Source organism: Mesorhizobium sp. M0518 (assembly GCF_040321125.1).
Classification (GTDB): Bacteria; Pseudomonadota; Alphaproteobacteria; order Rhizobiales; family Rhizobiaceae; genus Mesorhizobium.
The window spans coordinates 1-25,780 of sequence record NZ_JAMYQY010000008.1 but is presented as its reverse complement, the minus strand read 5'-3'; the positions used below and the strand labels follow the sequence as shown (position 1 = coordinate 25,780).

Annotated in this window: 21 protein-coding genes and 1 pseudogene; 7 read left to right on the top strand and 15 right to left on the bottom strand. The window is 59.4% G+C overall.

Annotated features, from left to right (window positions below; genetic code table 11):
• The first annotated feature begins 18 nt into the window (after positions 1-18).
• The gene (locus NKI66_RS13345) at positions 19-948 is read left to right on the top strand and encodes an electron transfer flavoprotein subunit alpha/FixB family protein (RefSeq protein WP_352751857.1); all 930 of its coding nucleotides are present in this window, start codon (positions 19-21) and stop codon (positions 946-948) included.
• A 752-nt stretch (positions 949-1,700) separates the two neighbouring features.
• Here NKI66_RS13345 and NKI66_RS13340 read toward each other — a convergent pair.
• On the bottom strand, positions 1,701-2,555 hold the full coding sequence (locus NKI66_RS13340; protein ID WP_352751855.1) for a LysR family transcriptional regulator: 855 nt from the start codon (positions 2,553-2,555) through the stop codon (positions 1,701-1,703).
• A gap of 273 nt (positions 2,556-2,828) precedes the next feature.
• Here NKI66_RS13340 and NKI66_RS13335 point away from each other — a divergent pair, with 273 nt between their 5' ends.
• From NKI66_RS13335 to NKI66_RS13320, 4 genes are all read left to right on the top strand, one after another.
• Complete coding sequence (locus tag NKI66_RS13335) at positions 2,829-3,545, top strand: HAD-IA family hydrolase (RefSeq protein ID WP_352751853.1); 717 nt, start codon at positions 2,829-2,831, stop codon at positions 3,543-3,545.
• A gap of 145 nt (positions 3,546-3,690) precedes the next feature.
• Positions 3,691-6,132: a GcvT family protein gene (locus NKI66_RS13330; protein WP_352751852.1), complete on the top strand. Its 2,442-nt coding sequence runs from the start codon at positions 3,691-3,693 to the stop codon at positions 6,130-6,132.
• A gap of 47 nt (positions 6,133-6,179) precedes the next feature.
• Positions 6,180-7,064, top strand: coding sequence for a formyltetrahydrofolate deformylase (gene purU / locus NKI66_RS13325; protein ID WP_352752045.1), 885 nt, complete (start codon positions 6,180-6,182; stop codon positions 7,062-7,064).
• A gap of 271 nt (positions 7,065-7,335) precedes the next feature.
• Entirely contained in the window at positions 7,336-8,595 is a 1,260-nt protein-coding gene (locus NKI66_RS13320; protein WP_352751850.1) for a trimethylamine methyltransferase family protein, read from the top strand.
• A 22-nt stretch (positions 8,596-8,617) separates the two neighbouring features.
• On the opposite strand, the gene NKI66_RS13315 is transcribed toward NKI66_RS13320, so the two are convergent.
• The 13 genes and pseudogenes from NKI66_RS13315 to NKI66_RS13255 all read right to left on the bottom strand — a co-directional run bounded on the left by NKI66_RS13315 (position 8,618) and on the right by NKI66_RS13255 (position 23,654).
• Positions 8,618-10,033 carry an FAD-binding oxidoreductase gene (locus NKI66_RS13315; RefSeq protein WP_352751848.1) on the bottom strand — a complete coding sequence of 472 codons (1,416 nt, stop codon included), beginning with the start codon at positions 10,031-10,033 and terminating at the stop codon, positions 8,618-8,620.
• Positions 10,034-10,123: 90 nt separating this feature from the next.
• A complete protein-coding gene (locus tag NKI66_RS13310) occupies positions 10,124-11,488 on the bottom strand; it encodes an aminotransferase class III-fold pyridoxal phosphate-dependent enzyme (protein WP_352751846.1) in 1,365 nt (454 codons plus the stop codon).
• A 170-nt stretch (positions 11,489-11,658) separates the two neighbouring features.
• Positions 11,659-12,150, bottom strand: a complete 492-nt coding sequence (locus tag NKI66_RS13305) for an Lrp/AsnC family transcriptional regulator (RefSeq protein ID WP_352751844.1) — start codon at positions 12,148-12,150, stop codon at positions 11,659-11,661.
• Between the two features lie 21 nt (positions 12,151-12,171).
• Positions 12,172-12,894: a haloacid dehalogenase type II gene (locus NKI66_RS13300; RefSeq protein WP_352751842.1), complete on the bottom strand. Its 723-nt coding sequence runs from the start codon at positions 12,892-12,894 to the stop codon at positions 12,172-12,174.
• A gap of 965 nt (positions 12,895-13,859) precedes the next feature.
• Positions 13,860-14,856: pseudogene (locus tag NKI66_RS13295) on the bottom strand (4-hydroxyproline epimerase).
• 18 nt (positions 14,857-14,874) lie between these two features.
• Positions 14,875-15,732, bottom strand: coding sequence for an ABC transporter permease (locus NKI66_RS13290; protein ID WP_352751840.1), 858 nt, complete (start codon positions 15,730-15,732; stop codon positions 14,875-14,877).
• A complete protein-coding gene (locus tag NKI66_RS13285; RefSeq protein ID WP_352751838.1) occupies positions 15,729-16,577 on the bottom strand; it encodes an ABC transporter permease in 849 nt (282 codons plus the stop codon). The genes NKI66_RS13290 and NKI66_RS13285 overlap by 4 nt, the downstream gene beginning before the upstream one ends.
• Positions 16,578-16,592: 15 nt before the next feature.
• Entirely contained in the window at positions 16,593-17,684 is a 1,092-nt protein-coding gene (locus tag NKI66_RS13280; protein ID WP_352751836.1) for a quaternary amine ABC transporter ATP-binding protein, read from the bottom strand.
• An 89-nt stretch (positions 17,685-17,773) separates the two neighbouring features.
• A complete protein-coding gene (locus NKI66_RS13275; RefSeq protein ID WP_352751834.1) occupies positions 17,774-18,625 on the bottom strand; it encodes a glycine betaine ABC transporter substrate-binding protein in 852 nt (283 codons plus the stop codon).
• A gap of 81 nt (positions 18,626-18,706) precedes the next feature.
• Positions 18,707-20,038 carry an NAD(P)/FAD-dependent oxidoreductase gene (locus tag NKI66_RS13270; protein ID WP_352751832.1) on the bottom strand — a complete coding sequence of 444 codons (1,332 nt, stop codon included), beginning with the start codon at positions 20,036-20,038 and terminating at the stop codon, positions 18,707-18,709.
• Complete coding sequence (locus NKI66_RS13265; RefSeq protein ID WP_352751828.1) at positions 20,035-21,552, bottom strand: aldehyde dehydrogenase; 1,518 nt, start codon at positions 21,550-21,552, stop codon at positions 20,035-20,037. Before NKI66_RS13265 ends, NKI66_RS13270 begins: the two co-directional genes overlap by 4 nt.
• The gene (locus NKI66_RS13260) at positions 21,545-22,456 is read right to left on the bottom strand and encodes a dihydrodipicolinate synthase family protein (RefSeq protein ID WP_352751826.1); all 912 of its coding nucleotides are present in this window, start codon (positions 22,454-22,456) and stop codon (positions 21,545-21,547) included. The genes NKI66_RS13265 and NKI66_RS13260 overlap by 8 nt, the downstream gene beginning before the upstream one ends.
• A gap of 511 nt (positions 22,457-22,967) precedes the next feature.
• Entirely contained in the window at positions 22,968-23,654 is a 687-nt protein-coding gene (locus NKI66_RS13255; RefSeq protein WP_352751824.1) for a GntR family transcriptional regulator, read from the bottom strand.
• 206 nt (positions 23,655-23,860) lie between these two features.
• On the opposite strand from NKI66_RS13255, the gene NKI66_RS13250 reads away from it, so the two are divergent.
• Both NKI66_RS13250 and NKI66_RS13245 read left to right on the top strand, forming a co-directional pair.
• A complete protein-coding gene (locus NKI66_RS13250) occupies positions 23,861-24,511 on the top strand; it encodes an AraC family transcriptional regulator (RefSeq protein ID WP_352751822.1) in 651 nt (216 codons plus the stop codon).
• Positions 24,512-24,528: 17 nt separating this feature from the next.
• Positions 24,529-24,840 (top strand): helix-turn-helix domain-containing protein, encoded by a 312-nt coding sequence (locus NKI66_RS13245; RefSeq protein WP_352751820.1) that lies wholly within the window; start codon positions 24,529-24,531, stop codon positions 24,838-24,840.
• A 213-nt stretch (positions 24,841-25,053) separates the two neighbouring features.
• Here NKI66_RS13245 and NKI66_RS13240 read toward each other — a convergent pair.
• The coding region (locus NKI66_RS13240) for a tyrosine-type recombinase/integrase (RefSeq protein ID WP_352751819.1) at positions 25,054-25,780 on the bottom strand (727 nt) is incomplete at its 5' end.

Sequence of the window (25,780 nt, the reverse complement as noted above, 5' to 3'; positions counted from 1 at the left end):
AAGTCAGGAATATCATCAATGGCTATTCTTCTGATTGCAGAACACGACAACGCCAGCCTTTCCGACCAGACCGCCAAGGCGCTCTCGGCGGCCCTGCAGATCGGTTCGGACGTGCATGTGCTGGTTGCCGGCAAGGGCGCCAAGCCGGCAGCGGACGCTGCCGCCAAGCTCAAGGGCGTCAGCAAGGTGCTGCTGGCCGAGGCCGACGAACTGGCTGAGCGCCTCGCCGAGCCGCTGGCGGCACTCGTCGTTTCGCTGGCCGGCGCTTACGACACCATCATCGCGCCGGCGACCTCGTCGGGCAAGAATGTCACGCCGCGCGTGGCAGCGCTGCTCAATGTCGCGCAGGTGTCGGAAATCATCGAGGTGGTTTCGCCCGATACCTTCAAGCGGCCGATCTATGCCGGCAACGCCATCCAGACGGTGCAGTCGAGCGACGCCACGAAGGTCATCACCGTGCGCACCGCTTCTTTCCAGGCGGCGCCCGAAGGTGGCTCGGCCGCGGTCGAGACCGTCAAGGCAGCGGCCAACCCCGGCCTGTCCACCTTCGTCGAGAACAAGCTGTCGGAGACCGACCGTCCGGAGCTGACCTCGGCCAAGACCATCATTTCGGGCGGCCGTGCACTCGGCTCGGCGGAAAAGTTCCAGGAAGTCATCCTGCCGGTCGCCGACAAGCTCGGCGCCGCCGTCGGTGCATCGCGCGCCGCCGTCGATGCCGGCTATGCGCCCAACGACTGGCAGGTTGGCCAGACCGGCAAGGTCGTCGCCCCCGACCTCTACATTGCGGTGGGCATCTCCGGCGCCATCCAGCATCTGGCCGGCATGAAGGACTCGAAGGTCATCGTCGCCATCAACAAGGACGAGGAGGCGCCAATCTTCCAGGTCGCCGATTACGGCCTGGTCGGTGACCTGTTCGTCATCCTGCCTGAGCTGCAAAAGGCGCTGTGAAACGACAATGACCGAGGTGAAAGAGCTCCCGAACGCGACGCATGGATTTCGGGTGTGATCATAAGGGTGACCAGACCAGCTGCCCAACCGGGCGCGACGTCGCGTTCGCCTGTCTTCGGTGCCCAATATTAGCGACAGGATAACGAGCGGGTGCATCTGCCTGGGGGCGACAGCGGCGTCCCCGGCGATGGCCGCTGACTTGATAGGCTAGCTTTGGTAAATTGCGAATATCGTTGCCGATCACGGCTGATGAAGGCGAGAAATCGGCAGCGCGGTCCTCGACAAAGAGCAGAGCGCCTTCAGAGCTAGGGCCTGCGGCGCTTAGAAAGAGTCTGCAATAGGTTCGACTCGTCCGTGATCCCATTCTGGAAAGCGATGACGATTTCCTCAGCGAGGACTTCCCTCTGTTCCATGTCTTTTTGGGCCAGCCGGCCCTCATTGCATAGTTGGTCGAACACCCCGCTGGAGTAAGTCCAGATCAGCGGGCTCAAATACACCGCCGTAACGTTGCATTGGCATTTGCCGCCCTCATACGGCTTTGATGTAGGATTATCTCACATGATGTTTGATGCGAAGGAATTTCAAACCCACTACCGAGAAGCGCCTCGGGGGAAGCAAAGACATCCAGGAATGGACTCGTGCGGGACTGGATGGAGATATCGCCCGGCTGAATGCTGCGCTGAAGATCGCCGTGTCTTTTTGGAGCAGCAACGAAGTCGCGATGCTCTCATCCGCTCTAGAATTCGGCTTTCTTAAACCCCCTCTTGCATCTCCTGAAGAATGGCTTCGGTCAGGTTGCGCTCGACCTTTGAAGGCGCTCCGTTGCGGCTCCGCAGGACATGGCACACCTGGGGCAAGTGCGGGAGATCCGATTTAAGTTCTTCAAGTCCGTCCACAAGGTTGCGACGGCTCAAGAGCCCGACGCCGAACCCGTTGCGGATTCCTGCCCTCACACCCTCACTGCTTGGGCACTCAAGTACGACGTTAAGCGAGCGTCCGGTGTCGACCAGGTGGCGCATCGCCGCCAACCTGTAGAAGCAGTTCTTGTCGAAAGAGACAAACGGGATCGTCCGATCGAAGGTGATCGGATGATCAGTCGCCCGTACCCAAAGAAGATCCTCCCGCCACAATTCGATGTCGTTGGGTTCCTTGTCGTCCACGAAAACCTGTAAGATCGCGAGGTCGACCTCAGATGTTGTGAGCCAGAATTGAAGGACCAGGCTCTGCGCAACGCGTGCATTGAGCGAAACGTTCGGATGGATTCTTCCGAAGCGTCCGAGCACCATCGCAAGCTTCTTGCTTGCAGCATCCTCCGTCGATCCAAGGAGGATCTTGCCCGCCAGGTCAGAAGAGCGAAAATGCTGGGCGGCTTCGTCATGAAGTGCGATGAGCCGCTCGGCATAATGCAGCAGTCCTTGACCGTCAGAGGTCGGCAGAAAACCTCCGTCGCTCTTTATCAGGATAGGGCGCCCAACACGCTCTTCGAGGCGTGCCAGCTTGTGGCTGACCGCCGATTGCGTGAGGTTCAGTGATCTGGCCGCTCGAGTGACGCCACCAAGCTCCAACACTGCTTTGAACGTTCGGAGGGATTCGATATCGAGGCGCATATCACTTCATGACAAAAATTGCATCTTTGACTTGATCACGTCTTTCCATTCATGTCCAGCAATCCTGCTCTCAAACTCTGTTGTGCGAGCCTTACGCATAAAGGAATTCTTGCAAAAAGCTAAGTGGCAAGGTGATGGTCAACCAAGGCATCGGCTGCGGTCATAACCATGTTATGACAATATGTCATTGTTTAAATGAAAACATGTCAGTTTTGATTTCGGTGGCTTCGACTATGCTCATTCGCATTCCGATCTCAGAGCAAGGGTGCCCACATGAGCCTACGTGACCGAAAAATCCTTACCTTCGACGTCGTTGGCACGTTGATCGATTTCGAAGCCGGCTTGATCAATCACTTCCGCCCGATCGTCGAACGCGTGGGCCTCACCATTGACGATGCGACCATCCTGTCCCGTTTTGCCGCGGCCGAGGACAAGCAGCACCATCTCACTCCCGGCATTCCTTTCACGAACATGTTGCCCGATATCTATCGCACCATGGCCGCAGAACTCGGGTTGCCATCGTCCGAGACCGATGTGGCGGGACTTCGTCTCTCGATGGAGTTCTGGCCAGCATTTCCCGATTCCATCGCGGCGATGAAAGAGTTGCGCAAGCATTTCCGGCTTGTGGCTATGACCAATGCGGACAACTGGGCATTGGCGCACTTCTCGCGGACGCTGGAAGAGCCCTTCGACGACAAGGTCACGGCAGAGGACGTCGAAGTCTGCAAGCCAGATCCGCAGGTCTTTTCCTATGCACGGGGACGCAACAGCGAACTCGGCTATCGCCTGAAGGACTATCTGCACGTCGCCCAAAGCCAGTTCCACGATATCGGCGTCGCAAAGCGTCTTGGTTATCAGGTCTGCTGGATCGAGCGCCGCCAGGGTCAGGAAGGCTTTGGCGGTTCGCCGTCGGTTTCGGAAAAGACCACGCCCGATTACCATTTTGCCACCCTTGCCCAGCTTGTCGAGGCAGTCGAGAGCGGCAAATAAACGAGCTTTTGCCTCGCAGCCGGGGATCGGCGAGTTGTCGATCCCGACCGCTTTCAACTCGCAGATAATCACTCGTTGTCCCTGATCGAATCCGGCGACTTGTCGCTGCTCGAACCTGGGAGGCGCTGTCCAAAGGTGTCGGACTATGAACCTACCCACACAAGCACGCACTGTCATCGTTGGCGGCGGCATCATAGGCGCGAGTATCGCCTATCACCTTACCAAGCTTGGCTGGAGCGATGTCGTTCTGCTGGAACGCGGACAGCTGACGAGTGGGACGACCTGGCATGCGGCGGGCCTCGTCAATCAGTTACGCACCACCCACACGATGACCGATCTATGCCGATACGGCGCGACCCTTTTCAGCTCCCTGAAGGACGAAACCGGTCAGGAAACAGGGTTTCGCCGTACCGGAAGCCTTCCTGTAGCGCGTACGCCCGAACGGTTGACCGAAATTGCGCGTCTGATTTCGTTGGGCAAGACGTTCGGTGTCGAAGCGCACTTGTTGTCGCCGGCAGAAATCAAGGAGCGCCACCCCCTGGTCGATATCAGCAAGGTCGTCGGCGGCGCCTTCATTCCAGGCGACGGCTCGACCAACCCAATCGACACGACGCAGGCCCTCGTTAAGGGCGCACGTAGCCGCGGCGCCAAGATCCTGGAGGGGATCACGGTCACAGGCTTTGGCGTCGAGAAAGGCGCGATAAAGTCGGTCACAACCGACCACGGCACGATTACCTGTGACGTTGCCGTTCTTTGCGCGGGCGCTTGGACTCGCGACATCGGAAAACTGGCCGGCATCAACGTCCCGCTTTATGCGGCCGAGCATATGTACGTGATGACCGAGGCTCACAAGGACATTCAGCCCAATCTCCCCGTACTTCGGGACACGGACGGCTACATCTACATCAAGGAAGATGCCGGCAAGCTGCTCGTCGGCTCGTTCGAACCGAAGGCCAAGTCGCTGCCAATGTCCAAGCTTCCGGGCAACTTTCAGTTCGGAGAGCTTGGCGAGGACTGGGACCATTTCGAGCAGCCGATGGCAAACGCCATGGAACTTGTTCCGCTGATCGAGCAACTCGGTGTCCGTCATTTCCTCAACGGCCCGGAAAGCTTCACCCCGGACAACAAGTTCATCTTGGGCGAAGCTCCGAACGTGCGGAAGCTCTATGTCGCCTCAGGCTTCAACTCGCAAGGCATCTTGAGTTCCGCAGGCGTCGGCAAGGCCATGTCGGAGTGGATCGTTGAGGGTGAGCCGACGATGGATCTCGCCGAACTGGACATTGCTCGCTTCAACAATTTCGAAATCAACGAGCGGTTCCTGCACGACCGGATCTCCGAAAGCCTCGGCCTTCTCTATGCGATGCACTGGCCGCATCGGCAGTTCGAAACGGCAAGAGGCATCCGCGAAACCCCGCTTTATTCCCGTCTGAAGGAAAGGGGGGCTGTATTCGGTACCGCCGCCGGATGGGAGCGCGCCAACTGGTATGCGCGTGATGGCGTCAAGCCGGAATACGAATATTCGTTTGAACGTCAGAATTGGTTCGAATGCGTCCGTGCCGAACACGACGCCACTCGCAATGCCGTCACGGTGTTCGACATGTCCACCTTCGGAAAGACCTTCATCGAAGGTCCGGATGCCGAAGCTGAACTGCAGCGAATTTGTGCTAACAACATGGCCGTCCCACCTGGCAAGGTCGTCTACACGCAAATGCTGAACAGCCGTGGCGGCATCGTGGGCGACGTGACCTTCACGCGCCTGTCCGAGACCCGCTACATGATGGTGACCGGCGCTGCCACGCAGCCTCAGGACCTGACCTGGGTGAAGCGAAATCTACGGCCGGATTCTCGCGTCGTTGTGACGGACGTGACATCTGGATTTGCCGTTCTCTCCATCATGGGGCCGAAGTCCCGCGAGCTTATGCAGAAGGTTTCGCCGGCCGATTTCTCCAATGAGGCTTTCCCCTTCGGCACTGCGCGAGAAATTGAAGTAGGGTATGCCACAGCACTTGCCCAACGCATGACCTTCGTTGGCGAGCTTGGCTGGGAGCTCTACATGCCGACCGAGTTTGTCGGGCAGGTATTCGATCTGCTCGTCAAGGAAGGGGAACCGCTCGGGCTTCAGCTGGCAGGCTACCACGCCCTCGACTCGCTTCGCAGCGAAAAGGGTTACCGCCATTTCGGTAATGACGTAACGCCAGGCGACACGCCTCTGGAGGCTGGTCTTCAATTCGCGGTGTCGTTCAAGAAGGATGCGGACTTCATTGGCCGCGCGGCTCTCGAGCGGCAGAAGGCTGACGGCGTTACGAAGAAAGCGGCTTTCTTTCGCTTGGACGATGCCGGTCCGATCCTTCTTCATGACGAACCGATCTGGCGCGACGGCAGCATCGTCGGCAGAACCACCTCTGGCGCCTACGGCTACACCGTGGGCGGTTCGGTCGCGATGGGCTACTTGCCCGCACCGGCGGAGAACTGGTCTGACTGGCTTGCCAATGGCAAGTTCGAAATCGAACTTGCGGGCGTCCGTCACGCGGCCCAGGCGTCGCCTCGGCCCTTCTACGATCCCGACAACAGCCGCATCAAGATCTGACGCGAACAGGCCATTCCCCGATCCCACCCGAGGGGAGCTGAACAATGATGAAACACATGATTCTCACAGTGGTCTGCAGGTCCACTCGCGGCATTGTGGCCGCGATTTCCAGCTATCTCGCAGACCTGGGCTGCAACATCATCGATAGCTCGCAGTTCACTGATCTCGAAACCGGCAAGTTCTTCGTGCGCATATCCTTCATTTCAGAGATGGGAACGTCGCAAGCGGAGATCGAACAGAATTTCGCCGAGGTCGCTGCAAAATTCGGCCTGGACTGGAAGCTCCACGACGCTGCAGAGCGCATGAAGGTGCTTTTGATGGTGTCGCGCTTCGGCCACTGTCTCAACGACCTGCTTTACCGCTGGAAGATCGGCGCCCTGCCGATCGATATCGTCGGCGTCGTCTCCAACCACTTCGACTATCAAAAAGTCGTGGTCAACCACGATATCCCGTTCCACCACATCAAGGTGACGAAGGAAAACAAACTGCAAGCCGAGGCCCGCATCATGGATATGGTGGAGCAGAGCGGCGCGGAACTGATCGTCCTTGCCCGATACATGCAGGTCCTTTCCGATGACATGTGCAGCAAAATGTCCGGCAAGATCATCAACATCCATCACTCGTTCCTGCCGAGCTTCAAGGGGGCCAACCCCTACAAGCAGGCTTATGAGCGCGGCGTGAAGCTGATCGGCGCAACAGCGCACTACGTGACGGCCGACCTCGACGAGGGTCCGATCATTGAGCAGGATACGGCGCGCGTCACCCACGCCCAAAGCGCAAGCGACTATGTCGCCATCGGCCGCGACGTCGAAAGCCAGGTTCTTGCCCGCGCCATTCACGCTCATATCCATCATCGCACCTTGATCAACGGCAACCGCGCGGTCGTTTTCCCGGCAAGTCCGGGCAGCTATGCGTCCGCGCGGATGGGTTAGCAGGGAGCATGCGCGAGGTCGTGAACGGCAAGAACCTTGCCACCTCGCCTTAGCCTTTCGACGCGAGATGGAAACGGCTTTCGCGTGTCCGACTGATTGAATATGCATCGCTCTGCACTTCGCGTCGGCACGCCGAGGAACGCAACGCGGGATCCCGTCCGGTGCGACTGTGCTCCGGCGCGCAGATTCCAGTTTTCACCAAGCAGGCCATCCTGCATATGCAAAAGTCTGCTGATATGATTTGCGCGCAGGCATATCTCAGGAGTCGGGGATGAAAAGTCGTTCTGGATTAAAGGAACGCGAGTTCTCGGATTATCTGGCGAGAAGCTATCTGCCGGCAACGGACGCGGCCGCCTTCGACGCTATTGAAAAGGCGGCAGATCGGGTTCTGGAGGAAACCGGAATCCGGTTCCAGGATGACCCTGAAACAATCGATCAGCTGAGACAAATCGGTGGCATCGTTGATGGCGACATTGTGCGTCTCGACGGAGGCGCACTTCGCCGCATCATTCGACGAAGTGCACCGTCCAGCTTTCGGTTAAGAGCGCGGAACCGAAATCGCGATACGGTCATAGGCGGTCCCAAACATGCCGGTTTCGCTCCTGTCTACGGCGCGCCGGATGTTCTCCTGGAGAGTGGGGAGCGCGTCAAAGGCGTGCTCGACATCTATCGCCAGCTTGTCTCGATCGCTCATGAAAGCCCCGGTCTCACAAATACCGGACACATGATCTGCGTCATGGATGATGTGCCCGAGGCTTCCCGCCCCCTGGAGATGTTGCTCGCTCACCTAACGTGCTCTGACAAACCATTCATGGGCAGTATCGCCTCACCCGAGGTTGGGTTGGAGTATATCCAACTGACCGCGTCCGCCATCGGGCGACCGCCAGAAATTGGAGCTTGCAATCTCATCCACCTGGTCAACTGCACCCCGCCTCTGACCTATTGGGAAAACCCTTTGAAATGCCTACGAAGCATCGCACAGGCTGGCGAGGCTGCTATGATCTCATCATACATGATGATGGGTGCGACGAGTCCAGCCACGATCGCCGGCACTCTTGTTCAAGGCTATGCCGAAGTGCTCGCGGGCCTGGCACTTACACAACTTTGGCGACCAGGGGCGCCTGTCGTCATGGGCATTCTCGGCTGGCCATTCGATATGAGGTCCATGCTGCCGAACTTCGGTGATCCCGCTTCACAACTTATACAGTTGTATTCAGCAGAACTCGCTCGACGGCTTGGCGTACCGTCTCGCGGTGATGGAGCTATTACGTCCGCGAAGTTGGACGATGCACAAGCCGGAAGCGAGGGTGCGCGCGTTTTGGCGGCGTCGGTTATGTCCGGCGCGAGTTTTATCCTGCACAGCGCTGGTTGGCTGGAACAGGGGCGCTGCGTCTCCGTTGGCAAACTTCGACGCGACGCTGCGGCAATCGCCGAGACATATCTGCGAACGTTGATCGCCTGTGAGCCGCCCGCAGCGCTGGATAGTGCCATCGAAGCGGAAATCCGCGAACGGCTGCTCCGAGCACGGTGAGCTCACGCCATGGGTTTATGCCTCAAGATATTGCCGTGACCTTCCCAGGATTCATGATGCCGTCCGGGTCCAAGGCAGCCTTGATGCCTTTTATGAGGCGCAGTTTGCCTGAAGCACCATAGCGCTCAAGCAGGTCCATCTTGAGCCGGCCAATGCCATACTCAGCACTGAACGTCCCCCCCATCTCTGCCGCGAGCCGGTAGATTTGCGGCGAGATGTCCCGCTCAAGCCCGTGCTTGAACGCCTTCTTGTCGGAAAGGACCGGCGGGATCACGTTGAAGTGGATATTGCCGTCGCCGACATGGCCATAGACCGAAAGGATGGCACCGTCCGCATCACGTTCAACAATCTTGGACGCCGCTTCTATGAAGGCCGCCAGCCGTGACGTGCGCACCGCGATGTCATGTTTGATCGAACCGCCGTGGTGAACCTCCGCCTCCGGTATGCTTTCGCGCAGGTGCCAGAACTCCGCGCGCTGCTGGCCGCTCGCGGCGATGGTCCCGTCCGTGATCAGACCGTGTTCGAAAAGCTCGCCGAGCAACCCGGTGGCGGCTTCCTCGAGGTTGAACACAGGCGAGGTCGTCGCCGCTTCCAGCAAGACGTAGTGCCGGCTCTTCTCCTGCAAGGGATGACGCAGGTCATCCTTTGCGTCCAGAAGCAGTTGCAGCGACGAGCCGGATATGTACTCGAATGACGTGATCTGCTCACCGGTCTGAACCTGCGCGGCGGCGAGGATTTTTGCCAGGCTCTCGATGTCGTCGATGGCAAGGAACGCAGTCACGGTCTGTCGCGGCTTTCGCGCGAGCTTGAGCGATACGGCAGTGATGATGCCCAGAGTGCCTTCAGCGCCGATGAACAGCTGCTTGACGTCATAGCCGGAATTGTTCTTCCGCAAGGGGCTCAGTTCGCTATAGAGGCTGCCGTCGGGAAGCACCACTTCGAGACCGAGGACGAGGTCGCGGGCCATCCCGTATCGGAGCACGGAAATTCCGCCCGCATTCGTGGAGAGATTGCCGCCGATGCGACACGACTGCTGCGAGCCCAGCGCCAGCGGCAGCAACAGGTCGACATCGGAAGCAACCTGTTGAAGATCGCTGAGGATGATGCCGGCTTCTGCCTCGACCGACAGGTTCGCCGGATCCAGGTCGCGCACAGTGTTCATTCTTTCGAGGCTGACGACAAGTTCGTCGCCCTTGTCGCTCGGGGTGGCCGCGGTGCAATAGCTGGTATTGCCGCCTTGCGGGACGAGCGGGACTTGGCGTTCGGCACAAGCGCGAACGATGTGCTGGACATCTGCCGTATTTCGGGGCCTCAGAACGGCGGTGGTGCGGCCGGTATAGTGCCGGCGGAAGTCCGTCGTGTAGGCGGATATGATATCCTGATCGCGGGTGACGATCTCTTGCGGCAATTGGGCGAGCACCTCTTCGATGCGGTCCATAGCGTGGTCTTTCATCGGCAGTGTCCAGTCGGTGCCAATGGCGTCCAACCAGAGGATGTTGTCCCTGAATCTCTGGCCAGATCTCGCTGCTTAGAGGTCTTTGAAATCCAGAGCCAAGGCGAGGGTCTTGTCGAGTCTCTCGATCAGCAGGTCGACTTCGCTCTCGGTGATGCAAAGTGGTGGAGCGAATCCGATGGTATCATCGCCGAAGGCGCGGAAGATCAGGCCGTTCTTGTAGCCCGCGTCGAACAGGCGCGGACCGACCCGCGCTTCCTTAGCGGGTTTGCGTTTCGTTTCCTTGTCGGCAACGAGTTCGATAGCGCCCAGCAGGCCGATCGAGCGCACGTCGCCGACCAGTGGGTGATCGCGAAACTCTCCCAACCGCTGCCCAAAATACGCGCCGACTCGTTGGCCATTTTCAAGCAGGCCGCCCTCCTGATAGAGGCGCATGACCTCGAGCCCGACGGCAGCACTCACCGGATGGCCGGAATAGGTCAGGCCGTGGCCGAACGCCGACCCGTCGGCCGTACCGTCCGCGATGACCTCATAGACGCGGTCGGACACGATCGCCGCGCCCATTGGTACATAGCCGGAGGTGAGACCTTTGGCGACGGTCATGAAATCCGGTTCGATGCCTTCATGTTCGCACGCGAACATCGGCCCAGTGCGCCCAAAACCGGTAATCACCTCATCGACGATGAACAGGATTCCGAGTTCGCGACACGCCGCCTGCATCGCCGTCAGATAGCCTTTGGGCGGTACGATCACGCTTCCAGAGCCCTGCACCGGTTCACAGATAAACGCTGCGGTATTCTCCTGGCCGATCTGGTGAACCTTGTCCATGAGAGCCCGCACCGATACTGTGATGATGGCTGCGGGATCTTCTCCGGCTGCGTTGCGATAGGGGTAAGGCGAGGGGATGTAGTGCTGCCAGGAGCGGGGCAGATCGAACTTGTCATGGAAGACCGGAAGCGCGGTGAGGCCGGCCCCGTTCGAACTGGAGCCGTGGTAGCCGCGTTCGAGACTGATGAAGTGCTTCTTGTTTTTCAGCCCGCGCACGTTGTTGTAGTAGCGCACCATTCGCACGACGGTGTCGACGGCGTCCGAGCCGCCAAGAGTGAAGAAGACATGATTCAGGTCGCCGGGTGTGACTTCCGCCAGCTTGGCGGCGAGCCGGATCGCCGGATCGCTTCCGAAATGGAAGTAGCCTGTCGCATAGGGCAGCCGCCGCATTTGCTCCATCGCGACCTCGACGATGCTCTCCTGCCCATAGCCCGCGTTTACGCACCAAAGACCGGCAAAGCCGTCTAGCAGCTTGTGGCCGGACGCATCGGTCACGAAACAGCCTTTGGCAGACTCCAGTATCGTGACGCCGCGCCGTTCGTGCGCTCGAAGAGAGGTTACTGGATGAATGAGATGAGCGCGATCTGCTTCTATCAGGTGGTTCGACAACATTTCCGTTACCCTGTTGGTTTGGTCGGCAGTATGTTGGCGACACCTCCGAATTGTCACTGCGGTTTTCTCACCGGAAATAAAGCTTTGTGCTGTAAGAGGCGACGCGCAAGCATAGTGTGCCGCCAGGCCGAATCCGATTAAGGGCGGCGACGTTGCGACGTCTCGCGTGATTAGCTGTTGTTCAAAAGCGACTTCAACGGGACGGACCCGCGATCGAAGACCGTTTTGATGACGATATAGCTGAAGTACTTTTCGATGCCGATATTCCGTTCGAGGATGGATTCTATGAGCTCTTGATAGCGGGCGACGTTCTTGATGACGAATTTGAGCAGATAGTCATAACCGCCGCTGACCAGGTGGCATTCCTGTAACGCTTCGTACCTGCGGATATCGGCCTCGAACTTGATGAAATCCTCCCGCCGATGGTCGTTCAAGGTCACCTCGGTGAACACCGTTATGTGCTCCACGAGTTTGGACAAGTGAAAGCGCGCATTGTAGCTGGCGATGTAACCGGCTTTTTCCAGCCGCCTCAGGCGCGACAGGCAGGGGCTTGGCGACAAGCCCACCGCTTGCGCCAGGTCGACATTCGCAAGGCGAGCGTTCTGCTGGATCTGCGCGAGAATGTTGATATCGATCCGATCCAGTTTTGGTAATCCATCCATTCTCGCGCAACCCTAAAGAGATCAGTCCCGGAGAGCTTCCTGGTGAGCTTTGGCGAGGTCTGCCATGCTGTTGAACCGGAAATCATATTTCGGCATGTCCCCAGGATTCATGGTGGCTCCGAAACCTTCCTGATCGTAGCGGCGGTAGATCCAGCATGACGCCAGCCCATGGCGGTTCGCTGGCCCGTGGTCGTGGAACATGCTCTCAGCCGTGTGCAGGATCTCATGCTTCTGGACGCCCAGGGTTTCCAGCTTATTGATCATGTAATCGAAGTTGCGATAGGAAGGCTTGTAGGAACCGACATCCTCGGCGGTGTAGATCGCGTCGAACTCGACCTGGAGCTTATCGTTGCTCGCGGCAAAACTCTCATTGTCAACGTTCGACAAGATGACGAGCTTATAATGGCGCTTGAGATATTGCAGGGCGCCCGCGGAGTCGGTGAATGCCGGCCAGTTCTTGACAAATTTGCCGTATGTCACGCATTCGGCCCAGGAAACCGGAATGCCCCATTCTTCGGCCAGACGCTTGTAGACGATCGGCAGAAGCTCGCGATAGTTCTTGGACGGTGTTTGCAACTGCTGGAACGACTCGTGACGCGCATGGGCCTCGAGCACCTGGTTGCGAGACAGCGGGGCCTTCAACTGGCTGGTCAGGGGCTTGAGGCCCGCGATCATGCCCGATTCCCAATCGATCAACGTGCCGTAGCAGTCGAAGGTCAGGGCTTTGAAGTCTGTCAGTTTCATTGACGTAGGTCCTTAGTGTCGTTGTGACAAGCTGGCGTTGACCGTCACGAGCATCAACGAGACGTACTGCCCAGGATGCACGCAACTGATTGCATTCAGATCGAAAGAGTGCGGGCGCGGCGCCATTAAGAACGTATTGTTCAAGCCGAATTCAAAGTGAGGCGTTCGTCTGCTCTGCAGATCGTGAGCCGCCCTGCCTGAATTCTAACCGGGTTTACATCCTCCGAACACTCGCATTTTGCGTTGAACCGGAAAGCAGTTGGCCTAAAACCGATGCACTCAAACCGCATGCTCTGCCGAATGTCTATTTCCGTTTGGCATATTATGCCGCACCCGGCATTAGCCAATACCGCTTGGGAACGCGATTTCTGTTACAAGTATAATAGCTTCCGCGAATCGTCGCCTGAAATTAGAGCTTGCGTGATCTTTGGAAAGGGTACTACTCAGCATTTTGTGCTGTCAGGCCGGCTGGTGTACTTCGCCGCTGGCCAGCAATTTCCGCTTTTGCACAAACCCGTCAATGCAGGAAAAATGAACGTCCTCTCAGAGGCGCAATTCCGCCCGGGACGGCAGACCAATCGGACGCACTGACGCTCCTTCTATGCGAGGCTAGGCCCCTCGATTTAGGTTGAGATTAATTCGACGTAAGCGGTGGAGGTAGTTTCTCTCGTCAATTTCATTCGAACTGACCGCGTTGAGCGCCAATTCTGCTGAAGCGGTCGTCTCAGAAAGTGGGTGAGGCAACTGGAGCGTTGCTCATGTGGGCAGCACTCCAAATTGGATCGGCGCCGTAGTACGAGCGCGGCGACGCTTTGGTTCAGGTGCCGACCAATGGAGGATGTCGAGGGTTCGCCCGAACGTATTTCTTGTGGGTTCGGACAACTCCGTACAGAAGCCAACATCAGGGGGTCGACGCTCCAAATGTCCTGGGCCGTAGCGGACATAGCGAAGAGGCGTGCATGTCCTCATCGCATCTGGAATCCGTGCGCCAGCGGATCGCGATCGTCGACGAAAATCGTGTTGTGGCCGATGACCCGCGCCCAGCCACCGACACTGGGCTTGATGCCCTTGAAGGGGCCTATGTTGACCTCCGCCTCGACACGGCCCTCGAACACCGTGCCGATCAGGCTTTCCTGGCGGAAGGTGTCGCCGACCTTCAGCCGTCCCTTGCCATGGTTGCGCCATGCGCGCCGAAGTTCCGGTGCCGCCCGGCGAACGGTCGATCGCCTTGTCGCCGTAGAACACCGCACCGCGGCCGTCGGCATCGCCGCTCAAGGGTGTGTCGCACCAGATGGCGTGGTGCACGCCGCGTATCTTCTCGTCTTCGGGATGAACCGGATCGCAGATGGGTTCGAGCGCTTCGCGGAGACCGCGGCTGAGGTCGACGATGTCGCTCGCCGACATGCCGTTGAGGCCAGGCCATGTCTCCTGCGGCTCGACGACGGCGTAGTAGTTGCCGCCATAGGCGATGTCGACGACGAGGCGACCGAGGCCGGGGACATCGACCGCGACGTCCGCGGCATGCAGATAGCTGGCGACGTTGAACATCCGGACCGAGTCCACGAACGCGCCCGGTTTGTCGTATTGAATATCAACCCTGCCGGCCGGAGTCTCGATTGACAGCTTGCCCGGCACCCGGGGCGTGGCGAGGCCTTCTTCGATTGCCGCCGTCACCAGGCCAATCGTGCCGGCACCGCACATCGGCAGGCAACCACTGACTTCGATAAAGATCACGGCGAAATCACAGTCCTCACGGTACGCGGGATAGATGATCGCGCCCGACATGATGTCGTGTCCGCGCGGCTCGAACATCAATGCCTGCCGGATCCAGTCATGGTCGCGCACGAACAGGTCGCGTCGCTCGGCGATCGGGATATGGGGCAGCAAGGGGCCGCCTCCCGCGACCAGGCGGACCGGATTGCCGCAGGTGTGGGAATCGATGCAGAAGAAACTGCGACGCATAGTGTTTTCCTTCGTAGTTCAAGCGGCCTTCGCGCCAGGCGCCTGGCTGCGTTGCAGCACGCCCCTGGAGACCCTGTCGAGGAGGATGGCGACGGCGACGATCGACAGTCCGGCACGCAGGCCCAGGCCCATTTCCATCCGCGTCAATCCCCGCGTCACCTCTGCTCCGAGACCGCCTGCTCCGACGAGGCCCGCCAGGACGACCATAGCCAGCGACAGCAGGATGCATTGGTTAAGACCGACCAGGAGCGTCGGGGTGGCCGAGGGGATCTCGATCTTGAACAGAATCGACCGCGGCGAGGCGCCGGTGGCTTGGCCGAGCTCCAGCAGGTCTTTGGGCACCTGGTTGAAGGCCAGAGTTGTCAGGCGCAGCATCGGAGGAATGCCGTAGACGATCGTCGCGATGATCGCCGGGACGCGGCCGAGGCTGAAGATCATGACGGCGGGGATGAGATAGACCCACGGTGGGACGGTCTGCATGATGTCCAGCACGGGTCGGATCGCGGCCTCGAACTTCCGGTAGCGCGATGCCAGGATGCCAAGTGGGAAGGCGATCGACACGGAAATGATCACCGCCACCGTCACCAGCGCCAGCGTCTGCATCGAAGCAGTCCAAAAGCCCGCTAGCAGGCAGAACGCGAGTGCGATGGCTGTCACCACAGAGACCCGAACGCTGACGAAGAATGCGGCGAGAAGGACCGCCACGACGATCGTCGCGTACGGCGGAGGATAGAGCAGAGTGGTTTCGATGGCGCCCAGCACCGCCTCGATCAGCTTGGTCACCGCCTCGAAGAACGGATGGAAGTTCTTGTTTAGCCAATCCACGGCAGGGGCGAGGTAAGCGCCCGGCGAAAACTGGACCAGATCAAGGTTCATCTTGCACCTCCTTCGGCACGATGCGCCGCGCTCTGTGTGAGCCTGTCGAGCATCATGGTCAGGATGACAATCGCGATCGCGGCGTTGATCGAAGTGGCGATGTCGAGCGTGCGCACTGCTGTGTAGATTGTCTCTCCCAGCCCTCCTGAGCCGACAATGCCGGCGATAACGACCATGCCGAAGGCCATCATCAGGCTCTGGTTGATCCCCGCCATCACGCTTGGGATGGCGAAAGGCAGCCTGATCTTGATGAACATTTGCCACGGTGTCAGGCCGCTTGCCTGGCCGAGTTCGATGAATTCGTGCGGCGTCATCCGGATGCCCAGCGACGTGAGCCGGATGGCGGGAGGCATGGCGACGATGACAGTAGCGACGAGCGCTGTCGCCGGCCCGTAGCCCAACAGCGCGATCGCAGGAAGCAGGTAAATGTAGGGCGGCAGCGTCTGGATCAGGTCGAGCACTGGTTCGAGAAATCGGTTGAACGACTTGACGAAACCCGCCACGATCCCGGTTGGAATGCCGACGACAAGCGCAAGGATCGTGGCCGTGGTCACCAGGGCCAATGTGCTCATGGTTTCGCTCCAGAGCCCCATGACCGCGCAGAAGACCAGGGCAAGCCCGGCGAGGACGCCGGACAAGGGGTTGATCAATCGCCATGCGAGCAGCGCCGCGATGATCGCGATCACATAGAACGGCGCCAACTGCAGCAGCCACAGGACGCCGTCGTAGGTGCCCTCAAGCACGGTCCTGAGAGAGTCAAACAACCATTCGCCGTTGTCGCTGATCCAACTGAGCGCGGCGTCCGTCCAGGTATCGAAAGTGTCGGTAATGAATGAAGTGTCCATTTCGCTCCTCCCGAATTATGCCGCGGCGAACTCTCCCGCAGGCGTCCCGGCAACCCCGCGGAGCAAGCCACGAATGGTGACGATACCGACGACGGTCCCATTCTCCACGACAGCGACCGCGTCGCGTTCGGACTGCATGGTAAGGTCGATCAGTTCGCCAATGTCCGCCTCAGGCGAAGTGCGAAGAAGCGAGTTCACGTCGCACTGCGGCTGCGAGTTGTTGAATTCGGCTACGGGTCGCATCACCGAGTGCGCCTTGACCAGGTGGATCCTGGATATGCCGGCCACGAAATCGGAGACGTAATCATCGGCCGGTTTGGTGACGATCTCCTCCGCCGTTCCGACCTGGACGATGACGCCATCCTTCATGATGGCGATGCGGTCGCCGATGCGGATGGCCTCCTCGAGATCGTGGGTGATGAAGACGGCGGACTTGCCGAGCGACTTCGTCAGCTGTCGGAATTCGTCTTGCAACTGGCGGCGGATCAGCGGGTCAAGCGCGCTGAACGGCTCGTCCATGAGAATGATTTCGGGGTCTGCCGCCAGCGCCCGGGCGAGGCCGACGCGCTGCTGCATGCCACCGGACAGTTCGGCCGGATACCGCGACGTCCAGTCGGCAAGACCAACCTTTTCAAGGGCGGCGAGGGCGGTCTTGTTGCGCTCATCTCTCGAAATGCCCTGCACCTCGAGACCGAAGCCGGCATTCTCGAGAACCGTCCTGTTAGGGAGCAGCGCCACGCTCTGAAACACCATGCCGATGTTGCGGGCGCGCATCTGGCGCAATTCCGCCGCGTTCAGCTTGGCGATTTCCTTTCCCTTCACCGTGATCTTGCCGAGGCTCGGTTCGATCAAGCGGTTAAGCAGGCGGATCAGCGTCGACTTGCCGCTTCCAGAGAGCCCCATGACGCAGAAAATCTCACCGCGGCGGACCTGGAAGCTGGCATCGGAGACACCCACCACGCAGTCGAAGTCCTGCAGCACCTGCTTTTTGGTTAGCCCACGTTCGGTAATGGCCTTGACGGCAGCCTGAGCGCGACCTCCGAAAATCTTCCATACGGACTGGCAGTCGACCAGCACTTCGCTGGGATCATTCATCGCAGTGTTCATTGCGTTCCCCATGGGCCGGCTGGGCGCTGGCCTTCGTGTTCTTCGAAGTTTTGAGGCGGGCCGCCGGTTGTCGGCGACCCGCCGGACGATTATTCGGCCTTGACGTTCTCCCAGCGCTTCAAGAGATCGGCATGGCTGTCGGTCCAGGCTTTGATGGCCTCATCCATGGTCTTGCCTTCGTTGACTGTGGAGTTGATCGAAGTGATGTCGGCGAGCGGTACGTAGACGCTGGCGATCACTTCGCGTGCATGAGGATTGTCGGCAGAGAAGCCCTTCTTGCCGATCCAGTAATAGCTCTGCGGCGGCGGGAAGACTGCCTTCGGATCCTTGAGGAACTTCACGTCATATTTCTGCATCATCCACGAGGGTTCCCAGATGGTGACAGCAATCCATTCCTTGCGATCGGTTGCCGATTTGAGCGCCGCGGTCATGGCCGCGGTGCTGCCTTCGACAAGTTGAAGTTTCAGATCGTATGCCTTTACCGAGTTTGCCGTATCACGCATCAGACCCGATCCCGGTTCGATACCGACGATCTTGCCGCCGAACTTGTCGGCGTTGTCATTGAGCTGATCCATGGAGTCGATCGTCACATATTTCGGCACCGCGACGCCCTGGAACAGGCCGTGCGACACCGGAGAGATCTTCTCGAGCTTTTTCTTGTTCTTGTCCCAGTAGTCCTGGGCGACGTAGTCGGTCTGCGAGGCGAGGATCTGGACGTCGCCCTTGCCCAGCGCGGCGTAGGCGATGCCCCACTCGGAAAAAGGCACCACCTTTACGGTGTAGCCGGAATCTTCGAGCACTTTCTTGGTGATGCCGGTGATCGGGGTGAGGTCCTCCCAGGACATCGTGCCGATGGTAATGGTCTTTTCTTCCGCGTGAGCGGACATCATGGTCATACCGACCATCGCGGCAGCGCAGAGCGCTTTCCACAACGTCTTCATCTTACTCACTCCTTTTTATCGTTCCCATTCTCTTTGAAGACTTTTGCCGGTGGCTCAGTCTTCACATTGCGCGGCGAGAGCTCATCCCTCGCGGCCTGCACGCAATTCCTGCAATCGGATCACGGTGTTGACGCCGAGCCATGCGAGCGGCTCGGGAGGGAGCCTCGCGGGCTCTGGCTGACCCGAGAATTTATCGAGCATGTCCGAGCGGGTACCGGTCGCCAGATCGGCGGCCATAACCCCCGCGAGAGTGCTTTTCACGGTCCCTAGACCGTTCTCGCAGCATGCCGAGTAGAGGCCCGCTTCGATTTCGCCAAAGGCAGGCACATGGTTGCGGCTGAGACAAAGCCGCCCGGCCCAGACGTGCTCGAACGGCACGTCCTTGAGGTCCGGAAACCGGGCGTCCAGGGACGCTCGCTGCTCGGCGGCAATCCCGGCCAAGCGCTTCTCGCCGACCTGGATGGTCCAGTCGTAGGTGAACCGGGTCCGGATCACGATACGCGAAGACCCATCGGTGGTGATCTTCCGAACCGTCGCCCCCATCGGATCGGCGGGAAGCAATGCCCACCTGTCCTTGCCCGTGGACTTCGAGGTGAACGGTGCGGTCATCGATGCATAGGTGAAGATGTGCATCAGGCGGCCGCGAAAGTGGCCGAAATCCTCGATGTGGCCATTGACGCCCAGGATGACTTTCGGCGCGGTCACGCTTCCGTTGCGCGATATGGCCTTCCACGTTCCGCCCAGGCGCTCGAGCTTGAGCACCGGCGAGTGCTCGAATATGTCAGCCTTCGATGCGAGCCCCGCGGCGAGCCCGCGGATATAGTCGGCGGGCTGGATCATCACGGCGCCGGGCGTGTAGAGACCTCCCAAATAGTAAGACGATCCGCTGATCTCCCGCATCTCTGTCGCGTCCAGGAAGCGGTGCTCTTCGCCGATGCTCCCGAGCGAACGGCCATAATTCGCGTTGAGCTTTATCCCGCGCTCCGTGGCGGCGGCATTGATCTTGCCCGACGGATCGAAAGTGCGCGCGGACATGCCGTATTCCGTTGCGGCGTCGGCGGCGAAGGCGATCGCAAACCGGTTCTGGGCGATCTCAGCCTTTGTCGCGGTCTCGTCGGCGACGGAATAATCTCCCGACGACAGATTGTGCGGGACGTCGATCATGTAGCCGGAGTTCCGGCCCGCGGGCCCCTTGGCGATTTCTCCCGCCTCCAACAGCACAATCTTGTCGCGAGGCCGCAGTTGAGACAGCCGCCGCGCCGCGGAGAGGCCGGCGAAGCCGGCACCGATGATCAGCCAGTCGGCCGACACGTCGCCGTCGAGCGTCCGCAGGAGGAAGCTGCGTGTGCTGATCGCCTCCCAGCCCGAGGTTCCGGATTCCGCCGGAAGGCGCTTGACGACGACGTCGCTCATCTGATGGTCTCGTCGACCGAACGTTCCGAGACGTCGATCCAGACCGTCTTCAATTCACAATAGTTGTCATGGGCGAAGACCGACTTGTCGCGACCTCCGAAACCGGATTCCTTATAGCCGCCGAATGGCGTTGTCGCGTCGCCTTCGCCGAAGCAGTTGACGGTCACGACGCCCGCCCTGATTTCGCGCGAAAGCTTGATCGCCTTGCGCAGGCTGCCGGTGTAGACGGACGCGGTCAGCCCGTAGTTCGTGTCGTTGGCGAGAGCTATCGCCTCGGCAAGGGAATTGAACGTCGTGACCGAAAGGATCGGTCCAAAGATCTCCTCCTGAAAGAGGCGGCTCGAAGGCTTGACGCCGTCGACGACGGTCGGCTCGATGTAGATGCCCTTATGCGTGGCGCCGCCATGGACGATGGAGAGCTTTTCGGTCTTCACGTCGCCGAGGAATGACTTCACCTTCTCGAAATGACTCTTGCTGACGAGCGCGCCGATGCGGTTTTCGGGATCGAGCGGGTCGCCGGTCTTCCACTCGCGCATATAAGCGCCGATCCGCTGGAGCAATTCGTCCTTGATCTTGGCGTCGACGATGAGCCGCGACGTGGCCGAGCAGTTTTCGCCCATGTTCCAGAACGCGCCGTTGACCACCTGCTCGGCGACGAGGTCGAGGTCTTCGGCATCATCGAGAACCACCGCCGGGTTCTTGCCGCCGCATTCCAGCACGACGCGCTTGAGGTTGGAGTCGGCTGCATAGTGCAGGAAACGGCGACCTGTCGGCGTCGATCCGGTGAACGCCACCATGTCGACGTCCATGTGCATGCCGATCGGCTCGCCGACTTCCTTGCCGCCGCCCGTGACAACGTTGAAGACGCCAGCCGGGATACCCGCCTCATAGGCCAGTTCGGCAACACGAAGCGTCGTCAGCGTCGTTTCCTGGGCTGGCTTCACGATCACCGAGCATCCCGCGGCAAGCGCCGGGCCGATTTTCCAGGCAAGCATCAGCAGTGGAAAGTTCCAGGGCAGGACACACCCGACGACGCCGACCGGTTCGCGCACGACCATGGTCAGCGCCTTCGAGCCCACGGGAGCGATGTTGTCATAAAGCTTGTCGATCAGTTCGGCATGCCAGCGGATGGTATGGATCGTGTCCGGAACATCCACGGTCTGGCATTCGCGGACCGGCTTGCCACTGTCGAGGCTCTCCATGACCGCGAGTTCGTGACGGTTATCCTCCAGAAGCTTCGCGAACTTGAGGAGGACCGCCTTGCGCTCACCGGGCGAGCGGAGATGCCAGCGGCCGTCATCAAAGGCTTGCCTGGCCTTGGCCACCGCGAAATCGACGTCGGTGGCGTCGCACGCCGCGATCTCGGCAAGCGTCTCGCCCGTCGCTGGATTGGTCGTTTTGAATGTCTTGGCCGAATTCGCCGGGCGAAATGCACCATCAATGAAGGCATTGGTCGGAAATTGAATGTCTGCGGCGATCGCCTTGTATTCGGCAGCGGTCAAAGGGTCATGCATGGTTTGCTCCCGACGTGATCTGGGCGACCGTGCGCTTCAAGGTGGCGACGACAGTCTGGAGAGTTCGCTTTTCTTCTGAATTGAGCGAGCGCAGTGGCGCCCGCACCGGGCCTGCCTTCAGGCCAATCAGCTCACAGCCATGCTTGATCGACTGGACGAATTTTCCGCACTCCAGAAAATCCATGAGCGGTAGCATCGCGGTCATGATGGCGCGGCCCTTGTCGAAGTTCTTTTCGAGGACGCAAGCCTCGTAGAGCGCAACATGCTCGCGCGGGAGGAAATTGGAGCCGGCGCAGACCCAACTCCTGGCGCCCCATGCAAAGAATTCGAGCGCCTGGTCGTCCCAGCCGCAGGAAAGCGCGATGTGCGGAAACTTCCGGGCGAGCAGGTGGACGTTGCTCGTTTCCCCCGAGCTTTCCTTGATCGCCACGACATTCCTGGATTTGCCAACGCGGGCGAAAAAGTCCTCCCGCATGGTGACGCCCATGCGGGCCGGATAGTTGTAGAGCATGATCGGCAGGTTCGCTGCGCGGTCCACCGTCAGCGCATGAACGGCGTTTTCTCTTTCGGTCGGCAAGGCGTAGGGAGGCGACGATACGAGGATGGCATCAGCGCCAATTTCCTTCGCCGCCTTGGCATATTCGACCGAGTCTTCCGTCCTGATGGCCCCCGTTCCAACGATGAGCGGGAGCCGGGTGCCAATGACCTCCTTGGCGTAGGCGGCGAGATCGAAGCGCTCCTGGGCGCTCTGCGCGTAGTATTCGCCCGTCGAACCACCGACGATGATGCCGTGCACCCCGGCATCGATCAGTGACTCAAGAACTGCCGCGAAGGCGGAGCGATCAATCTGCCCATCGGGCTCAAGCGGCGTCACCGCTGGCGTATAGATACCCTCGAATTTCAAGTCATCCTCCGTCGATGGAGTGGCCGTTTCGACGAATGCGCTTTTCGAGGCGCACGAAGCCGTCTGCGAACTTCTCACGCGAGAATTCTCAGTGCTCCGAACCCGTCGATCGCATTTGATGGCTTGGAAAATCGCACAGGGTCGTCAGGGAGTCAATGGATTGTATTATCTGTGTACACATTTTTTATATTTTGATAACACACTGCCTCCTCGCAAGCGAGTCTGAGACTGGTCAATTGGGTTCGCCTGAATATGCCGGCGACTATCCCGTTGCCGGCAAATTGCATAAGCGGGAGAGAAGAGGCGGGCTCGCGGTCGAGGGGGGACGAGCCCACAAAGCCAGAAGCAGCGAGAGCGAGCATCCCTCTCGCACGCGGCCCATTTCGAGTCCGTCCTGGAGGGACCCTTAGGCGATTTCAGCAAAAAGGGGTGTGATCCTAACCCCAGAGGTTAGGCGCTGATCCTGAAAGTTAAGGTCTTCGAATTTCGCCGGGTCGCTACGGCGATGCGGTCAAGAATCGCCAACGAGGGCATCCGCCTTCAATCCTTGGGGCGCGATAAACATCTCTATGTTTTCGCGCGACAGTTCCCAATGCTCGAACACGAGGTCGACAACGGCATCCTCTTTGTGAGCGCCGATAGCAGAGATGAAGCCGTCGTGATGTTCGACTGCTAACTGGAGCCGGTTGCGCATGTCAGCGCTGCGTGGCCGAAAGAATGTGTGACCGATACGGGCGTGGTCTATCAGCAGCCTTCCGAGACTCGGCTGAAGGTAGGCATTGCCGGACATCTCGCCGATGATCTCGTGAAATCTGTTGTTCTCAAGCACCATGGAAAGCGCGTCGCTGGACACACTTGCTTTGCGGAAACGCTCCTGTGTGTCCTTCAGATCCGAAAGCTGTGAGGGCTTGAAATTCTGGACGGCCAATCGGCCGATGGCCGCGTAGATCATAGGCGCGACCAGGAAAAAATGCCGAAGTGTCGAATGGTTCATCGGGACAACCCGGGCTCCCCTGTTCGCGCGAATTTCGATGTATCCTTCGCCCTCCAATCTGCGGAAGATTTCCCTGACTGGGGTCCGCGAGAGGCCGTAGCGCTCGCTGAGCGCGACCTCATCCAGATCCTCGTCAGGGTCAAGTTCCATAGTCAGGATGCGACGCTTCAGATCGTCGTAGAGACTGCCCTTGCTGCCCTTCATCGTGCACCTTCGGAATGATTCTGATAGTCAATGACATGTAGTACCGCATGAAGAATCGCATGCGTTGGTGAGCGAGTCAACGGATTGTATTTTCTTGGTACACAATATATAGCCCGGTCATCGATGGCACACCCGTCCGGAGGGACGCAGACGAATCCGTTCCCACCGCTGATCAAACAACGCACAGGACAGCCTAGGTAAAAGGAATGGCCAAGAGGTTTGCGTTTCTCCTGGTTCGCGACTTCACCTTGTCACCGCTCTCGCTCTTCATCGACACGTTGCGCCTGGCGGGCGATGAGGGCGACCGGAGCCGCAGGGTCGAATTCGACTGGCAGATCATTGGCGAACGCGGCCTGCCAATCAGGGCCAGCTGCGGCGTCGAACTGCTTCCGACGAAGGAGATCGGCAATCCGGAGGACTTTGACAACGTCGTCGTGGTCGGTGGCCTGCTCGACACCAACCGAGCCCTCAGTTCAGAGAAAGAGGCATTCCTTTTGCGAGCCGCCGAGAAGGGGGTGCCTCTTACCGCGCTTTGCACGGGAAGTTTCGCGCTTGCCCGTTACGGGTTGCTGGATGGCTATAGCGCCGCCGTCAGCTGGTTCCACATCAAGGATTTTCGGGCTGAGTTCCCCGATGTGAACGCACATGCCGATAGTCTGTTTTCCGTCGACCGTGGCCGCTCGACTTGTGCCGGCGGCACGGGCGCGGCTGATCTTGCCGGCTATTTCGTGTCGCAATTCATCGTCGGAAAGCGGCGGAAAAAGCCGCCAAGATTCTTGTCCTTGATCGTATTCGAAACGCCAGGGACGTGCAGCCCGTCGGAGATCTGTTTCCCGAAGCATCGAGCCGCGCGGTAAAGCGGGCCCTTTTGTTGATGGAAAGCAATATCCAGGAGAAAGTCTCGATCACCGAGATTGCGGGCCGGTTGAATTGTTCCAGGCGCCAGCTGGAGCGTCTTTTCGGTACTGAATTGAGCGTCAGTCCGATGGCGGCGTATCTCGCGCTACGGGTACACTATGCCAAGTCCCTGCTAGAGGACAGCGACTTGCAGATAGGGGAAATCGCATACCGATGCGGTTTCGAAAATGCCGGGCATTTCAGCCGGGTATTCCGTCAGCAGACCGGTATGACGCCTACCCATCTTAGGCATCCGACCCGTTCGGCCCGCAATCCCGCCAAAGAATGATCATCAAGCGCTGGGAAGGGAATGTGCTAATTCGCCAATGTCTCTGGCGCAACCGCGACCCCCAGCGTGATCGCAGGACCGTCGGGTGCTATCCAAAACGCGCCAGAAAGGGACGCTCGACAAACTTGTGGCGGCACCCGCACGTCATCAAGCCAAGAACTCGACGGCTCGCGTTCTTGGCTACGTTTGGCCAGGACGGTAAATCGCCTTGGATCAGGCGGCAGCTTGGGCCACTTCATCTGCCCCCGGTTTCGTTTGTCCCAGGAAATGTGCAAGCGCTGCCTTCCTGGAGTCCCTATCGAGCGCATAGGAGGTGTGGCTGAAGGCGACACCATCCAGCAGGCCTTGAATGTAGCCAGCGATGCTGTCAGCCGCCATGATGAGCGCGGTATCTACTGTGTGGATGTAGCGGCTGGTCACCGACCCTCGGGAATGACCGACCAAGGCGGCAATCGTCGCCTCTGTGAACCCAAGGTCATTGGCGATGCTGGCGAAGCTGTGCCGCAGAACATGGGGCGTGATGCCGACCAGGTCGGTCTTCTCAAGTAGCTTCGTCCAATGCCTGGGGAAGCTCCCGAATGGCGTATCATCCTCCCAGCCGGGAAAGACATAGTCGTCAGCATCCTGTTCCTCATCACGGCGACCCTCGAGGTATTCCAGCACCGGCAGACCGATCGGACGCACCGACGCTCCCTCCTTGCTGTCGGTCAGGCGCAGGCAACTGCCCTCAACATCGACTTCGCCACAACGCAGACCGATGACCTCGCTGCGTCGGCATCCGGTCAGGGCGATCACTCGGATGATTTCGGCGGTGGTCTCGTATTGTCCGTCTTCGATCGCCTTCCGCAAAACCTCCCCGAGCGTGCGATACTCCTGCTCGCTGAGACGGCGGGCGTTTATCCTGTCCTTCGGCTTGCGAACGCCATGCACGGGATTCTGC